The organism is Chloroflexota bacterium, from assembly GCA_020161265.1.
Classification (GTDB): domain Bacteria; phylum Chloroflexota; class Chloroflexia; order Chloroflexales; family Herpetosiphonaceae; genus Herpetosiphon.
This window is the reverse complement of record JAIUOC010000009.1, coordinates 33105-49534: the sequence shown is the minus strand read 5'-3', so window position 1 is coordinate 49534 and position 16430 is coordinate 33105. Positions and strand designations below refer to the sequence as shown.

Sequence of the window (16430 nt, the reverse complement as noted above, 5' to 3'; positions counted from 1 at the left end):
ATAGCCCAGAGTCTATAGCCATAGCTCCCTTCGTGCTCTTCGTGGCCTTCGCGGTTAAAAATGATTGCTAATCAGGCTCAAAACCCAAAATATCGATCCGCGAATTACTCAGCACAACCCAATCGCCAGTTTGCAGTTGCTCGTTGGGCAATTTAGCCACATTTGGGCCAGTCAAGGTTGTGCGCAGGCCAATACTGCCCACCCCAACCGCAATAATCGCCTCGACATAACTGACTGCATAGCCCAAATCGTCGCGCCGCTCCCAAGTGATCAAATCTTGGATACAACCATAGGCTAAGGGCATGGTGCTCAGCCCGTTGCCAACCTCTGGCTCAATTCCCATACGTTGGGTATCGGCGGGCTGCAAGGCGACGCGGCTCAGTTGAAACACCAACCGCGCCGTTCCGTAACGCCCAGCGTGGGCCTGATTTACATGATTATGCCGATCAACTACGCCCAAGCGAACTTGCTTGAAGCCTAGCACAATCAAGGGCAAAAAGCGTTGTCCACTCGTATGCATGCGACCTGGAATCAATTCTTCGAAGCACGAGTGTAATTGCAACGCTTGCGATTTGGGAAAACGCATCAGCTTCGACTCCCTAGTTGCTTGAGTTTTTCAGCGGCAGCAGCAATTGTTTCGGGCTTTTTGGCAAAGCAAAAGCGTACCATCCCTGATTGATATCCATCGTGGTAAAACGCTGAGGGTGGAATTGCCGCCACGCCAATTTCGCTAATCAGATAGCGGCAAAATTCTGCATCATTCTCCCAACCCAAATCACGAATATCGGCCATCACAAAATAAGTTCCTTGCGGCGGCAACACATATAATCCAGCATCGCGCAAGACCTTGACCAATTGCTCGCGGCGGGCATTATAAAATTGCAATAGTTGGCGTTCATACGGCTCGCCAGCGTTTAAACCAACCACCGCTGCTGCTTGCAAGGGCGTGGCGCTGGCAAAGGTCACAAATTGATGCACTCGCCGAATTGCCTCAGTCAGTGAATTGGGGGCAATTGCATAGCCAATTTTCCAGCCCGTGACGCTAAACGTTTTGCCGGTGCTACTGATGGTGATTGTACGCTCCCACATACCAGGCAAGGTGGCAATCGAGCAATGCTGATAATCCTCAAACACCAAACGATCATAGACCTCATCGCTGATGACCAAAAGATCATGCTCGATTGCGATTGCTGCTAGTTGGCTGAGCTCGGCGCGTGACCAAACCTTGCCCGTGGGATTATGCGGCGTGTTCAAGATAATCGCTTTAGTTTGGGGCGTAATTGCGGCGCGAACTTGGGCAAAATCCACATCCCAACGTGGCTCGTGCAAGCGAATATAGCGTGGTATGCCGCCCGCCATCAGCACATTCGGCGGATACGAATCGTAGAACGGCTCGAAAATCAAAACCTCATCGCCGGGGTTGATCAAAGCCATAATTGTGGCAAACATAGCTTCGGTTGCCCCGCTAGTTACGGTAATTTCCGCATCGGGGTCAACCGAGGCCTTGCTATGACGTTCCCATGTCCGCGCAATCGCCGCTCGCAAGGTTGGCAAGCCAGTGCTTGGCGCATATTGATTGAGATCAGCGTTGATAGCGCTACAAGCAGCATCTTTTAAAAATGCTGGGCCAGCAAAATCAGGAAAGCCTTGGCCGAGATTAATCGCTTGATAACGCGCAGCCAGAGCACTTATTTCACTAAAAATTGATGTACCAAAGCCAGCTAAGCGATTGGCGGATTTGGGATGCACAACGAGCCTCCTAGCCTGTAATCACAACTTTACCAGCGCCGCCTTCGGTGGCCACGCGCACAATTCCAGCGAGATCATCAAGCGCAACGGTGGTATCAACATGCGGCGCTAAACGGCCATCGGCAAACATTGCGCTGACTTCAGCGATCAATTTGCCAATTGCTTGCGGGGTTTGGCGATTCAGCCAGCGGCCCAGCCAAAAACCGCGAATTGTCGCCTCGCTAAACACAATTCGGCCATCAACTTGAATTGGCTCGCCGCTCAACAAACCATAAATAATCAGTTGGCCATAAGCCGCTAGGGCATTGACGACGGCTGTACCAGTTTCGCCAGCCACCGCATCGATGGCCTTGCCAATGCCTTTTTGACCGGTAATTTCCTTCCAGCGTTTGGCCAAATCGTCGCCAGGCAATGTAATTACACCGAGCGCACCAGCATCAAGCAAGGCTTGGGCTTGCTCAGGTTTGCGCACCGTCGCAACCACTTTGAAGCCACGGACTGCTGCCAATTGCAACATTGCACGGCCCAAGTGCGAAGCACCAGCAGTTACCAGCACAGGCTCATCGGGCTGCAACTGCAACTCATCGCTCATAATCCACGCGGTCAAATAGTTGACCCAGGTACAAGCAGCTTGGGCATCAGTGAGGGCAGCCGGAGTTGGCACTAAAAACTGCGGCTTGACCACGGCATATTCGCGCCATGTGCCAGCAGTCCCAACAGCGCCGAGCATTAGGATAACCCGATCGCCAATAGACCAACCAGTAACGCCCTCACCGAGCGCCTCGATCACCCCAGCGGCCTCATTACCTGGGACAGATGGCAAGCTTGGGCGCACTCCATACGTCCCTTGAATGGTGTAGACATCGGATGGATTGATTGACCGAGCAGTTAGGCGGACTAAGACCTCGCCAGCGCCAGCGGTTGGGGTTGGCTGTTCGACCAACTGCAACACATCTGCCAAGGCTCCAAATTCATGAAACTCAATCGCTTTCATGGCATCCCTTTGGCATAAAACACACATCGGCGTGCTAAAGCATATCGTACTCCCCCATGGGGTGACATGTCAATCAATATCTAGGAGTTGCAGGCCGTTGGAGCATGCTGCACTAAAGCGCGATCAAGGCCCGCAAGCTAGTAAAATAGCCCATTGGAATGGCCAATTCCCCCCATAGGGATATGCTAATAGAGGACTAATAAAACATTGACAAAAGCTAAGCCAACTTGTAGTATAATTTCAATGCGCGGCATTGATAATTATGTTCATCTGCACATGCTCGCGACACCTCAATTAATGTGTGTGTACATCATGAGCAGGGCACAATATCAGCCCACATTTGGATAGTGATGGCGGTAGCAATTGACAACCTTCCACAGAGCTTGGCGGTACGCAACAGAGCGCATTAAACGAGCATCGGTTCATCGGTGGCTGTGGTTTTTTGTCGTTGCACTAGGGATGGCAGGCTGTACCCAACCGGGTGGGTTAAATCTTCAGTCGTTGACCCAAACTGCTGCCAATCCAACAATTAATAACGGGTCGAACCCAAACATTCAACCAACCGTACCATCACAAACCACCATTGCTGGTCAGCCAACCCAAATTCAAGTGCCAACCGCCGTTGAAACAGGCCCGACCAGTCAAGTTGATTCAACGAGTGTTCCAATCGAGCCAAGCTCGGTTGTGCCAACCGTTGTGCTAACCCCACCACCAAGCGGAAACGCCGCATGGGAGGCTCAAAAAGTTGATGTTCAGCAATTTGCCGAGCCAATCGCCTATGATGCCCCTGGAACGGTCATGCTTTGGTGGTATGACTCAACCTCTGGTCAGTATGTTGGCCTTGGCTGGGTTCGTTCACCACTCATCGCAAGCGGCGAGTTCCGATTGCGCTGGAGTGCTTTAGCTGCTTTAGCTATTCCCTATACGATTAACGTCGATTATGGCCTGACTTTGGAACCAAGCGTCATTCAACGGATTCGACGTGCTGGCTATGGCGGCGATGTTATTGAAACATTTGTCTATCTTGCGCCCGACATTACGCCACAATAGGGCAGAAGGAGACTGTACATATGAGCAGTCGGTATTTAGAAATGGTTCGCGGTCAACGTCGCAACCGAGGAGGGGGTTTTCAGTTTACGGCGAAAACGCTCTTGGTTGTGCTGGCCGTATGCGCCATGGTTGGATCGGCTGTGTATTGGTGGGGCATTCAGAGCGTTCTCACACCCAACAAAATGATTGCTGGCTCCTTTACATTAATTTTGGTTTTAGCACCGCCCAGCTTGGTTAGCTTCTTGATCCCTTGGTCGCCAGCAGGCATGCTGTTGCAAAAGATTAATGCTCGGACGCTCGGCTATGTTGTGGTCGTGGTTTGTGCCTTGATCTTGGTCTACTACTCGTTCACCTTGCAATATCAATGGTGGGAAACCCAAGCAGTCGTACAGGATAGCAACATTACTTTGTTGCAGGTCTTGGTCGGGTTAATCGGCTTTATCTTTATTCCTGCATTGTTGTGGACACCTGTCAGCAGTGAAGAGTTGGTCGAACAGATTCGCCAAGCTCACTTGGTGCGCCGCTACGAATTGCAAACCCAAGCCGATATCGCTATTTTACGCAATACATTGCTCCGCGCCCAAGAGAAGGCGTTGATCGGTTTTGCTAATTTGACCGTCCAAGAAAAAGAGGAACTAGCTTCGGTTATGCGTGGCTTGGTGCGCGGCATCGACACGACCATGAAGGAGCTAGCTCAGAGTGTTAAGGCCGTTAGCGGAACCGTAACACCCTTCGCCGCGTTAGAAGATAACGAGGACATCAAAGGGTACTTGGATTATGTGGCCGATAGTTTGATGGATACCTCCATGAACCCTGGCACAAAACCAACCAATACCACTTCGATGGATCGCTCACCCATGGATCGACCTGGCGGTTACTCACGCTAGGTTTTAACTCACTACAAACCCTTGGAGGTGGCCGATGCGTGGTCGCTTACACTCGACTGATGAACGTTTAATCGATGATGACTTGACTGAACTAGCCGACGAGTTGTCGATTCGGCTCTATGCCACAATGGGGCATCGGGTCTATTTGCTCAGTCGCCCTGATATTATCCAGCTCACCAAATCGTATATCGACGATTTGCATCCCGAAGATCAGGATGCAATTTGTTGGTTGATTTGGGATCTCTTCCAAGAAGGCATGCAGATGGAGTTTGGTTAGACCCAAACCCAAGCTGAATGATCAACGCCGCTTTTCATTGCGAAAGCGGCGTTTGTGCTTTTGCCCCTAAAGCATTCTGGCCCACACTTGCGTAGAATCCAGCAAATGCTTTATCACGATTGTGGGGATTATGCACGTTTACGCTCGTATCGATATTGAATGGTCGGCAGCACCAGCCCTCATTTATGCCACCCTCGCTGCTCGGCAAGGTTGGTTGTTGGGGGCTGTCATCGCTGATCGCTGGCTTTGGGCTGATCAGGCTTGGCAGATTAGGCCAAACCATAGTTCGCAACGCTTGCATTGGCAGGCGCAGAGCAGCACGCAACCAAGCCTCAAAGCCGATTTGGTGCTCGAATTGCTGGATAGTGTTTCTAGTACCCACGTTCGGGCCACCTTGCATGTTGAATGGCCCAAAACCGCGTTTAAATTATGGCGCTATTGGCAACGCCGCCACTGGTTGCAGCACGAATTAACCAACGTTTTGCAACATTGGCGCGACGCTTGGACAACCCAATCCACGCCAAGCGACCAACTTGCCCAAAGCCATCCACGCACATGGCAAGCTTTCCACGCCATGAATGCGCTCGATCAACTTCAACGGATTCAAGCGCTCGATCAACGTTGGCAGCACTTTGAGCATGGCCAACTGCCTAACTTGCCATATAGCCAGACCGATCAATTGCCCAATGCTGATCTGGCGGTCGATTTGGTCTATGCTGGCGGCGGCTTGGGCTTGATTCATGCCACGCTGATGGCTCGCAAAGGGCTAAATGTCCTGGTGTTCGATCGCCATCAGGTTGGTTGTGCTCATCGCGAATGGAATATTTCGCAGGCTGAGCTTGAACGCTTGGTGGCAACTGGCTTTATTTCGTGGGAAACCCTCGAACGCCAGATTATTATGGCGCGTTACCACGATGGGATTGTGCGCTTTCACGCCGCTGGCTCTGCCGTAGCTCCTGCCGAATTGCACTTGCCCGAAGTATTAGATATTGCACTCGATGCTGGTGCGTTACTCGATTATGCCCGCCAACAGTTTCTCGCTGCTGGCGGCATTATTTGGGATAACACCAGTTTTGAGCATGTCTATCACGATCCACGGCAGCAACAAACTGTCGTAGCCGTGCGCAAGGAAGATCAAACCCAACTTATAGCTGCCCGTTTGCTGATCGATGCTATGGGTGCAACCTCGCCATTAACCTTGGCGACTCAACCATTTGCTGGCATCTGCCCAACCGTTGGCACGGTACTTAGCGGCGCGGAGCATGACCAAAGCTTGGGCGATATTTTGATCAGCATTGCCGATACCCAAGCTGATCGCCAACTGATTTGGGAAGGCTTTCCAGGCCGTGAGCATGAACTGACGGTCTATGTGTTTTACTATGATCAGGTTGGAGCCAAAGCCAAATATCGCCATTCGCTGCTCGATTTATTTGAAGATTACTTTGAACTCTTGCCAAGTTATAAGCAGCTTCAACCGAATGCCCAGCATCTCCGTCCGGTTTTTGGCTATATTCCAGCACGCCATGCCTTGAGTAAACCCAAACCTTTGGCTGGCGTTTTGGCTTTGGGTGATGCCTCGGCTCAACAATCGCCCTTGACATTTTGTGGCTTCGGCTCGTTTGTGCGCAACTTAAGCCGCACCACCGATTTGCTCGAACAAGCGCTTGAACAAGCGTTACTTGCGCCTCAGCAGCTGAGCCTGATCAGCGCCTACCAAAGCAATGTCAGCATGAATTGGGTATTTAGCCGTTTTATGACTCCATGGGGTCGCCCGCAAGATGTCAATGAGCTGCAAAATGTCTTTGCTCATGTGCTCAATCGCTTGGGCTACGACCTTGCGCGACGCTTTTTCCAAGATCAAATGACTTGGCACGATTATAATCGGGTCGTCTTAGGCACGCTGGCCTATTACCCACGGATTATGCAAGTTGCTTGGCAAGTGCTCGGTTGGCGCGATTGGCTGCGCTGGATTGGCGATTGGCTACGATTTAGCCGCGCAGCATTCATTGCCCGGTTTGGTCAACAATTGCCAAGTTGGTTGGTTGGTCGCTTGCCTAAACCATGGCTTTTTAAGTACAATGCAGCCTATACCGAATGGCAAGCGATGGGTTGGCTCAAATCTAGCCCTGAGCATCAAAGCCAAGCGCTTGGTTCACAACCCTCAATCAAGCAATTTGGCTAGCTCTTTTTTGGATTGGCTCACGTTGTTGTTTTTGGCAGCAACTATTGAGAAGTGTGTATGCGACGTTCGCCACTTGCTCGGATTCGCAATGCCCTGCTGATTGGTTTGACGATTTCGTTATTGCTGATTGCAGGCGGTTTGGCATGGTTCTGGTGGACATTTGATCAAGCACAGCGTCAAGCCCGTGCGATCAGTCCCAACGAACAACTGATTATTTATAGCGTAATTGGCGCGGCGGCGGTGGTTGGGGCATTAACCACCCTGATTATGACCATGCGCAGTGTGCGTCAAACTCGCAAACCGTTTGAACAGCTGCCAAGCGACTTCGACCCTGATCAAGTAATTGAATCGGGCAATTCGGGCGATCCGTTGATCGATAACACGTTACAAAAAGTTGAAGCCTTGCGCAAAAATCTGTTGGCTCGCCAAACCAGCTTGACCCAACAAACCAGCCAATTCCAAACGGTGCAAGCTCGCCACGAAGCGGTTTTCAAACTAGCCCGCTTGCTCAACAGCACCCTTGAGATCGAAACCTTGCTCAACGATTTTGTCCGTTCGTTGGTCAAGAAATTTGATCTTTCGTTTGTTGGGGTGGGCTTGATTGAAAATAGCAGCATTGTGGTGCGCCATGGTGTTACCCGCAAAGCGGAGCAAATCGAATCGACCTCAACTCTGTGGCTCGCGCTCAGCGCAGGGATTGCCGCCGAAGCTGCTGCCGAAAGCCAGATTATCATCAAGCGCCAGCCGCCCTTTGATACTGCGTTGCCCTCTCCCAGCACGGTTGGCACGCAAGTCGCCCATCCGTTGATGAATAGCGGCCATATTATCGGTGTAATGCTGAGCCAAAGCAGCCAAAAACTCGATGAAGAAACGCTTAATCATCTGCGTGATATTGCTGAATTGCTGGCTTCATCGCTGAGTAATGCCCAACTATTTGCCAATGCCCGCGAACGTGCCACCAATTTGACTGCCATCAACGACTTGGCGCGAGCAATCAGCACCTCGCTCGATCTCAAGCGCATTTTGGATACCGCCCTGCAGCAAATTCGCCAGCTCATTCCCTACGATCAAGCCAGCGTTACCACCTATGATGTTGGCAGCAATATGTTTCAGGTGCTGGCGGCCAACGATGCTGATTATGGCATGTTGAGTGCTGGCCAAGAAACCGAGGGCAATGGCCCGTTGCGCACCGCCTACGAAGCGGGTCATCCGGTTTATATCGCTGAAGTCGAGCATCATACCGGCCAGCCGTTGCAATTACCCTTCGCCGATGAAGCTCAATCGCTGTTGATTCAGCCGTTGACCACCGCCGATGTGCGCTTGGGCACGTTGAATTTGACTAGTCGCCGCCCCAACGCTTTTGATGAACAACAAGTCAGTTTATTGGGTGGTTTATCGCACTTTTTGACCACTGCTTTGGTCAACGGGCGTTTGTATAACCAACGTGCTCAAGCCTTACAACAACTTGAGCAAACCCAAGATCACCTGCTGTTTGTTGAGAAATTACGGGCACTCGGCGAATTGGCCAGCGGCGTTACCCACGATTTCAATAATTTGCTTGCAGGCATTTTGGGCAATGTGCAAGTCTTGATGGGCGAATTGCAAAACCCTGAGCAACGCGAAACCTTGCGGGTGATCGAACGCGCTGCCAAAGATGGAGCAGAAACCGTCAAACGGATTCAACGCTTTGCCCGCAAGGACGATGGCGAAATTGATGCGCCAGTTGAGCTACACGAATTGGCCGAAGATGCGCTCGACCTCACGCGGGTGCGTTGGCGTAACGCCGCCCAAGAACAAGGGGTCAATATCGAACTCCAGCGCGAAATTCTGAATGTGCCGACGATTCGCGGCCATGCTGCTGAATTGCGCGAAGTCTTGACCAACCTGATCATCAACGCTGTCGATGCCATGCCCAATGGTGGGATGTTGCGGGTAGCGACTGGTCAACGTGGCTCGGAAGTGTTTGTGTCGGTCGCCGATAGCGGCATCGGCATGAGCGAAGAAGTTAAAGCACGGATCTTCGATCCCTTCTTTACCACCAAGGGCGAGCGGGGCAATGGCTTGGGGCTGGCGGTTTCTGCGGCGATCGTTTCACGCCATAGCGGGCGGATCGAAGTGCAAAGCATTGAAGGTCGGGGCACTAACTTCGCAATTTGGCTGCCAATGCTCGAAGTCGATTTTGCTCAAGTCGAGGCCACTGATGACGATGCGCCCAGCGTGCGTGGCAGCATCTTGATCGTCGAAGACGAAGAATTAGTGCGGATCGCGCTTAGTCGGATGTTGGCAGCGTGGGGCCATGAGGTTGTTAGCGCCGAAAGTGGCCGCGATGCCCTTGCTAAATTCCGGCCTGGCATGTTCGATTTGGTGATCACCGACCTTGGCATGCCCGATATGATGGGCTGGGATGTGTTGCGGCTGATTCGCGAACGTGAGCATGGCATCCGCACGATGATGCTCTCCGGCTGGGCACGCCAGATCGATCCGGCTGAAGCTAAATTGCGCGGTGCTGATGTCGTGGTTGCCAAACCGTTTGATCAAGCGATTTTGCGCACAACGGTGGCGCATTTATTGGCAGGCACACTTGATCTGACTCCGCGGGTGATTGCCTAAGCTACAAGCGGCTTTTGGTTGGCAGAAAATGCCTGGCATTCGATTGAATAATGCTACCGCCAAAAGCCGCTAGCTCCGCTTGATGTAATGTTCGCGAATCAAACCGACTTCCCAAATTGACAATATGCAGTATAATGCCCCAATCGTGGCAAAAGGCCATGGACTAGTGCAAGGAGCAACAACAGCTATTCAACTTAAGCGCAACGGTCTGAATCGCAATGATTCAGAAAACGAGGTAGAGGTTCCTCGCCGCAGGGCGAGTGCTAACCTACAAACTCCAAGTTGGTGCGTGCGACTGGCGGCTCGAATAGCCTTCCCGCTGCTGTCCACGGAAACAGGCTTGGCTCAGTTCGTAGGGAAAAGCGAATAATCAGCGGATGCCTCTTGGGTACACCACAGCCCAAAAGGGTGTTGCAAAACTTGTTGGCAACAGCAGGCACAATCAGCACCTTGTGGCCAGTTACATAGCAGCATGCCCCGCCCCCGTTCAGTGACGATACGGGTTGGTGCGGTGTGGTGCTATGTTGTGTTTTAGCGAGCTTTTAATTGTGGAGTATAGATTTTATGTGCGGAATTGTTGGATATGTTGGCCCACGCGAAGCAACCGATGTGATTGTGCGGGGCTTGGAATTGTTGGAATATCGCGGCTACGATTCGGCAGGGATCGCCATTTTAGAAGATGCCGAATTTCAAATGCGCCGCTCGGTTGGCAAGTTGGTCAATTTGCGTCGCCGCTTGCATGCCGAGCCAACCGCTGGCCATCAAGGCATCGGCCATACCCGCTGGGCCACTCACGGCGCAGTGACCGAAGCCAATGCCCACCCCCACCGTGATAGCAGTGGCCGTGTGGTGGTGATTCAAAATGGGATTGTTGAGAACTACCTCGAACTCAAAGGCCGTTTGATTGAACAAGGCATTACCTTCCACTCGCAAACCGACACCGAAGTGATTGCCCAAATGCTTGGCTTGTACACTGCCGAATATGGCGATTTTCAACGCGCATTTGGTCAAGTAATGAGCGAGCTGCGTGGTGGCAACGCGGTTGTGGCAATGGATCAAACCCAGCCCGATTTGATTTTGGCGGCACGGATTGGCAACGCTGGCGCTGTGGTGATTGGCCATGGCGATCAAGAAAATTTCGTCGCTTCAGATTTGCCAGCAATCGTCGATTACACCCAGCACATGGTTTTCCTCGAAGATGGCGAGATGGCTTTAGTGCGCTCAACTGGCGTGGAATATGTTAAGCTCGATGGCACGCCAATCAGCAAAACAACCACGACCGTTGCTTGGGACCCCGTATCGGCGGCCAAAGGTGGCTACAAACACTTCATGCATAAAGAGATTTTCGAGCAGCCACGCACCACGACTGATACGCTACGCGGACGGGTTGATCTCGAAACTGGGCGAATCGATCTTGATGGACTGACGTTGAGCGATGCCGAAATGCAACAGCTCGATTGCATCTATGCAGTAGCTTGTGGTACTGCTTGGCATGCCTGTTTGATCAATAAATATTTTATCGAAACCTTGGCACGGGTGCGAGTGGAAGTCGATTATGGCTCCGAATTTCGCTATCGCAATCCTGTGATGAACGAACGAACCTTATTGCTAGCCTTGACCCAATCGGGCGAAACCGTTGATACTTTAGCAGCGATGGCCGAAGCTCGCGAACAAGGCGTGAAAAGCGTCGCAATTTTGAATGCAATTGGCTCGCAAGCAGGCCGCTTGGCTGATGGTGGCGCAATCTACATTCACTCAGGCCCAGAAATTTCGGTGGCCTCGACCAAAGTGTTCACTGGCATGTTGATGGCGGGCTACCTGTTTGCGCTGCGCTTGGCGCAAGCTCGTGGCACACTCACCAGCGCCGAAATTCGCGAACATATTCAAGCGCTGATTGAAATTCCCGCCAAGATCGACACCATGCTCAAAGATACGACGGTGTATGATCAACTCGCTGATCTCTATCATCACTCGACCGATATGCTCTACCTTGGGCGCTGGGTCAATGCCCCGATTGCGCTTGAAGGCGCACTCAAGATGAAAGAAATTAGCTATATTCACGCTGAGGGCTACCCCGCAGGCGAGATGAAGCACGGCCCAATTGCCTTGATCGACGAGCGCATGCCAGTGATCTGTATTGCAACCAAAGATCATGTCTATGAAAAGATGCTCTCGAATGTTGAGCAAGTGATGGCTCGCGGCGGCAAAGTGATTGCCTTGATTAATCCAAGCGATAAACTTGTGCGCTCTAAGGCTGATCATGTGATCGAAGTGCCTGAAACCACGCCATTATTGGCAGCCGTTTTGAACGTTATTCCAATGCAACTCTTCTCATATGCTATGGCCGTGCGGCGTGGTGCTGATGTTGACCAGCCCCGCAACCTCGCCAAATCGGTTACGGTTGAGTAGATTCTTGGCATGTCAAGTGTGGAATGTTGTGGAATGAAAATAAAGTTGGAAACTCGAAAATAAAGTTGGATACTCGTATACCTCATTGATCCAACTATTCCAGTGTTCCAACCACAAACATCCTGACCATGATCAGTCATGGTCAGGATGGTTTATGATCAAGGATTGAACTTTTAGCCGACCTTCGCTGGCTATCTAACCACTGTTGCTAGTTAAACGACGATCCTGTATGGACCTGAACAGATTTGCTTTTCTTAGTGTCGGCGAAGCAATGACTGCACTGGTAGATTAACGTTCTTCCCCTCACCTAAGTAACATTCTCTTTTTTAGAATATCAAACAATTCCAGCTCATCCTCGGCCAATCTTTCGCTGATATGTCTTTGATAGTCAATATACAAATCACGTACAAAATCGATCAACTCTTCGAAGAAGCACTCTATTGCAAAACCAATACTATAAAAATCGATAATTCATTAAAACACTCAGCAGAGCTAATTAGCTGTGACATTCTTAGATAAAAGTGTCATGGTCAAACGCCCTTTGCACACTCTGCGTGATTCACGATGAGGCGGTCTGATCCCGATCGGCGCTTGTTATTACCACCTTTTGCTGGGCCCAGCAGATTAAGTAACAGTGCAACCGCTCTTTGACTATTACAATTCTTTAGCTAAAAGCGACTCTAATGTCTGCTCATTAAACTATGAAATACTTACAATGATCATAACCTTGTGGAATCCATAAAAAAGCTTATCAATTAAATCGTGACCACATCAGATAGTACAACGGTAGGGGTATGAAGGATGTCTTCCTAGCCTCCATACCCCTACCATTGCCGAAAGTCGCGTATTCTCCGCTAGTTAGCAACTCTAACTATTCGTTGAGGTGGGTTATGACATACTGTGCATCCATGCGCAGGATTCGTGCTCCTCGGGCGGGATTCCAAGCGGCGGTGGTTCGTTCATGCGGCTATCGTATCATCCCTGGCAAGGGGTCTGAACGCCTACTTATTTTTGAGTTTTTGCCCCAATCAATACTATGTTGACACGTACTATCACCTATGGTAGGATAGCGCAGGTCAAAACTAGTTGGTTCTATTACCTAGATCACCACTACTCCACTATTTGGTACGTATTTCATCTCCTCACCACTCTACCTTTGCGATTGATAGTAAGCATTGATGTGCCTGCTACTTCACTCAAGTGATGTGAGATTTTGATTTAATTGGTGATTTTATCTTTGAGTAATATTTTGCAGCCTCTATTTTGACTCCAACGGTATCCTTAATCAAATCTTAATTGATATGTCATAAACCCAGAATACCATAACGATAATCTACAACTTAAGTGAATATTTGTTTTACTCGTTTGGGTATTCAACGCTTTTACTCAACACCTCTACGAGATAATCAACGACGATATGCTGATTTAGAATCTTAGTAGTAGAGATTTTTCATGGAAAACGGGTTACAACAATCAATCGACATGGCCGTACTGAACCCTCTTGAACGCATCCTTCTCATCACCGACGGTACGGTTACTGAAATTTTGCAAGCTTACTACCGCGAACCCATCAACTTGATTAAGCTTTCCGAGAAGATATCCACGAACCGCGAGATCGATCTTTTAGATGTTCGGGTTGGCGAGGAAGTCTTGGAGCGCCAGATCCTGTTGCAAGGACGCGACAGCGGCAGGACGTATATCTATGCGGAGTCGCTCATTGCGATCGAAAAGTTCGACGATGAGCTGCGAGCGAGCATGCGCGATACATTACTGAACTCAAATCTGCCGCTTGGCCGCCTCTGGTTGGATCATCGGCTAGAAACGTTCAAAGAAATGGTTTCCCAACGCCAGGAAAAAGCTCACAACCTTTGCTCGATCTTTGATATCCCCAATGATCATCACGTTGTGTTGCGCACATACCGCGTTTTCTCACGGAAGAAAAAAATTATGCTTATCACGGAGATGTTCCCGCTGAACTACCTGGACTAACCAGCGGCCTTCTATCGGCTTAATCGCTTCGCGTTGTTGAAGACGCGTTCTACGACGCTGTCTGTGCGCAAGGAATATGTATGTCTGAGGCTTTTATCCAAACGACATCGGCGAAATATCCCCAGAAAACCGCAGTTATTGATGGACCCAGACGGATAACCTACGAGCAACTTGCCGCTTCCATCGGGTCATTCGCCAATGAACTGACTGCGGCCGGGGTTACTGAAGGCGAAAGCATCGCCTTGGTGCTACCAAATTGCGCGGAGTTTGTCATCGGCTTTTACTCCACCCTGCACATCGGTGCGGTTGTTTTGGCACTCAATCCTCTGTTGAAGCACAACGAGATCAACTACTATCTTGCCGATGCCCAGGCCAGGGTTATTCTCACTACCGAGCCGTACATGGGCCTGTGCCGCGAGATCCTCGCTGCAGCTGGCCGCTCAATCGAAATCATTGCCCTGGATGGTGTGCTGGAGGACTCCCGCGCTGCCGCATCTGAACGCGCCGCGCCCGCGGCTGCCGACCCTCATCGGCCAGCGTTGTTTCAGTATTCCTCTGGTTCGACTGGGCGCCCGAAAAAAGTGATGCGCACCTATGGCAATCTGTGCGCCGAGGGTGATAATTTTACCGCCACTGTCGGTATGACCCACGACGATGTGATTTTGTGCCTGGTTCCGCTTTTTCATGCCCACGGGCTGGGCAATTGCTTGCTGGCTGCCACCATGGTCGGAGCAACCCTAGTGATTTTGGAGCAGCCGATGGGCGGGAATGCTGTCGTCGACATGCCCTTTATCGCCCGTTGCGCCAGGGTCTTCGAGCTGATCGAAACCGAGCGGGTCAGCGTTTTGCCCGGCGTCCCCTATGTGTTTAGCGCGCTCAGCAGTGCACAGGTGGGCTTCGAGCCTGCGCTGGGATCGCTGCGTTTATGTTTTTCCGCCGGCAACTTCTTGCCCCGGGATGTGTTCGACGCCTTCCTGACCCGCTTTGGCATTGCCATCAAGCAACTCTACGGCTGCACCGAGGCGGGATCGGTCACCATCAACCTTGAGGATGATCCGAGCCTCGCCGCCAGCGTGGGGCTGCCGATGCGCAATGTTGAACTCCATATCTGCGATGAGCAAAAAAACCGGCTCGCGCCCGAGGCCATCGGCGAAATAGCTTTCAAAAGCCCCATGCTGACCAGCGGCTATGTCGGCCTGGAAGACATCAACCGGGACATGTTTCGCGATGGTTTTTTCTTCACCGGGGATCTCGGCAGGCTTGATGAGGCCGGGCGCTTGACCATTACCGGTCGCAAAAAAATTTTTATCGATGTCGGCGGCAGGAAGGTCGATCCCCTGGAGATCGAGGATGTCCTGCTGACGCATCCCCGGGTCAAGGAAGCGGTCGTCGTCGGCATCAAGGCGCCCTATGGCGGCGAGTTCGCGAAGGCTGTGGCAGTGCTGGACGGCGAATGCACCCAGACGGAGCTCCTCCAGTATTGTAAGGACCGCCTGGCCGACTTCAAAGTCCCGCGCATGATCGAATTCCTCAGCGAGATTCCAAAAAGCCCCCTCGGCAAAATTTTACGCAAAAACCTGGTTGATGACTCAGCCATGGCGGAGGTTGAAGCCCTTGGATCAACCCTGATCCAGCACATGCGCTCTACCTCGTCTAGGGAAAAGCGCCTTTCGCTGGTCAAACAATGCGTGCGCCAGCAGATTGCCCGCATCCTGGGCCTTGATGTCGTCCAGATCGGCCTTTCGAACGCCCTCAGCGACTTCGGACTTGATTCGGCGCGGGCGGTTGAATTGCAGATGTCCCTGGAGAATCTGCTGGGTGCGAGGTTATCGGCCACGATGGTGTGGCAATATCCCAATCTGGACTCGTTGAGCTGGTATCTGTTGGACATTGTTGACGCACAGACGGCGGGCGCCGTTCCCGCAGCTGCGCCGGATCGGGCGGCCGGGCCGCCGACCGCTCGCCACTACGCGATCCAGGTGATCGACGACCTTTCAGATGATGCCATTGAGGCGCTTTTGCGTTCACAGGTCGATGGCATCCTCCAGCCGCAGGACACCACAAACGCCCATACCATCTCCGGTTTGAATGATGGCGACTCGGCGGGTATAGACCGGCTTGCCCAACTTTCCGACGAGGACGTCACCGATCTGCTGCTCAAGGAATTCGCACGACTAAGCCGAACCGACCAACCTGAAGCATAGCCAGCGGGGTCGCCCCCGAGCGACGATGTGGGCGTGCCTGGGGATCCGTTGTGTTTCGGGGTGTAACTAATGACGCAAC

11 protein-coding genes are annotated in these 16430 nt (G+C 51.6%); 8 read left to right on the top strand and 3 right to left on the bottom strand.

Annotation, left to right across the window (positions count from 1 at the left end; translation table 11 throughout):
• Window positions 1-67: 67 nt before the first annotated feature.
• From LCH85_19635 to LCH85_19625, 3 genes are read right to left on the bottom strand one after another with little or no spacing between them, the layout of a single operon-like run.
• Window positions 68-586: a hypothetical protein gene (locus tag LCH85_19635; protein ID MCA0354212.1), complete on the bottom strand. Its 519-nt coding sequence runs from the start codon at window positions 584-586 to the stop codon at window positions 68-70.
• Window positions 586-1749 carry an aminotransferase class I/II-fold pyridoxal phosphate-dependent enzyme gene (locus LCH85_19630; GenBank protein ID MCA0354211.1) on the bottom strand — a complete coding sequence of 388 codons (1164 nt, stop codon included), beginning with the start codon at window positions 1747-1749 and terminating at the stop codon, window positions 586-588. The genes LCH85_19635 and LCH85_19630 overlap by 1 nt, the downstream gene beginning before the upstream one ends.
• A 10-nt stretch (window positions 1750-1759) precedes the next feature.
• The gene (locus LCH85_19625) at window positions 1760-2743 is read right to left on the bottom strand and encodes a zinc-dependent alcohol dehydrogenase family protein (GenBank protein MCA0354210.1); all 984 of its coding nucleotides are present in this window, start codon (window positions 2741-2743) and stop codon (window positions 1760-1762) included.
• Between the two features lie 459 nt (window positions 2744-3202).
• Between LCH85_19625 and LCH85_19620 the strand changes: the two genes are divergently transcribed.
• The 8 genes from LCH85_19620 (at window position 3203) to LCH85_19585 (ending at window position 16351) form a co-directional block, all read left to right on the top strand.
• Window positions 3203-3793 carry a hypothetical protein gene (locus LCH85_19620; protein MCA0354209.1) on the top strand — a complete coding sequence of 197 codons (591 nt, stop codon included), beginning with the start codon at window positions 3203-3205 and terminating at the stop codon, window positions 3791-3793.
• A gap of 20 nt (window positions 3794-3813) precedes the next feature.
• Window positions 3814-4680, top strand: coding sequence for a hypothetical protein (locus LCH85_19615; GenBank protein ID MCA0354208.1), 867 nt, complete (start codon window positions 3814-3816; stop codon window positions 4678-4680).
• Window positions 4681-4714: 34 nt separating this feature from the next.
• Entirely contained in the window at window positions 4715-4957 is a 243-nt protein-coding gene (locus LCH85_19610) for a hypothetical protein (protein ID MCA0354207.1), read from the top strand.
• A gap of 130 nt (window positions 4958-5087) precedes the next feature.
• The gene (locus LCH85_19605; GenBank protein ID MCA0354206.1) at window positions 5088-7139 is read left to right on the top strand and encodes a hypothetical protein; all 2052 of its coding nucleotides are present in this window, start codon (window positions 5088-5090) and stop codon (window positions 7137-7139) included.
• 57 nt (window positions 7140-7196) lie between these two features.
• Window positions 7197-9749 carry a response regulator gene (locus tag LCH85_19600; protein ID MCA0354205.1) on the top strand — a complete coding sequence of 851 codons (2553 nt, stop codon included), beginning with the start codon at window positions 7197-7199 and terminating at the stop codon, window positions 9747-9749.
• Window positions 9750-10313: 564 nt separating this feature from the next.
• Window positions 10314-12158 (top strand): glutamine--fructose-6-phosphate transaminase (isomerizing), encoded by a 1845-nt coding sequence (gene glmS, locus LCH85_19595; protein ID MCA0354204.1) that lies wholly within the window; start codon window positions 10314-10316, stop codon window positions 12156-12158.
• Window positions 12159-13610: 1452 nt separating this feature from the next.
• On the top strand, window positions 13611-14147 hold the full coding sequence (locus LCH85_19590) for a chorismate pyruvate-lyase family protein (protein ID MCA0354203.1): 537 nt from the start codon (window positions 13611-13613) through the stop codon (window positions 14145-14147).
• An 80-nt stretch (window positions 14148-14227) separates the two neighbouring features.
• Entirely contained in the window at window positions 14228-16351 is a 2124-nt protein-coding gene (locus LCH85_19585; protein MCA0354202.1) for an AMP-binding protein, read from the top strand.
• Window positions 16352-16430 lie beyond the last annotated feature (79 nt).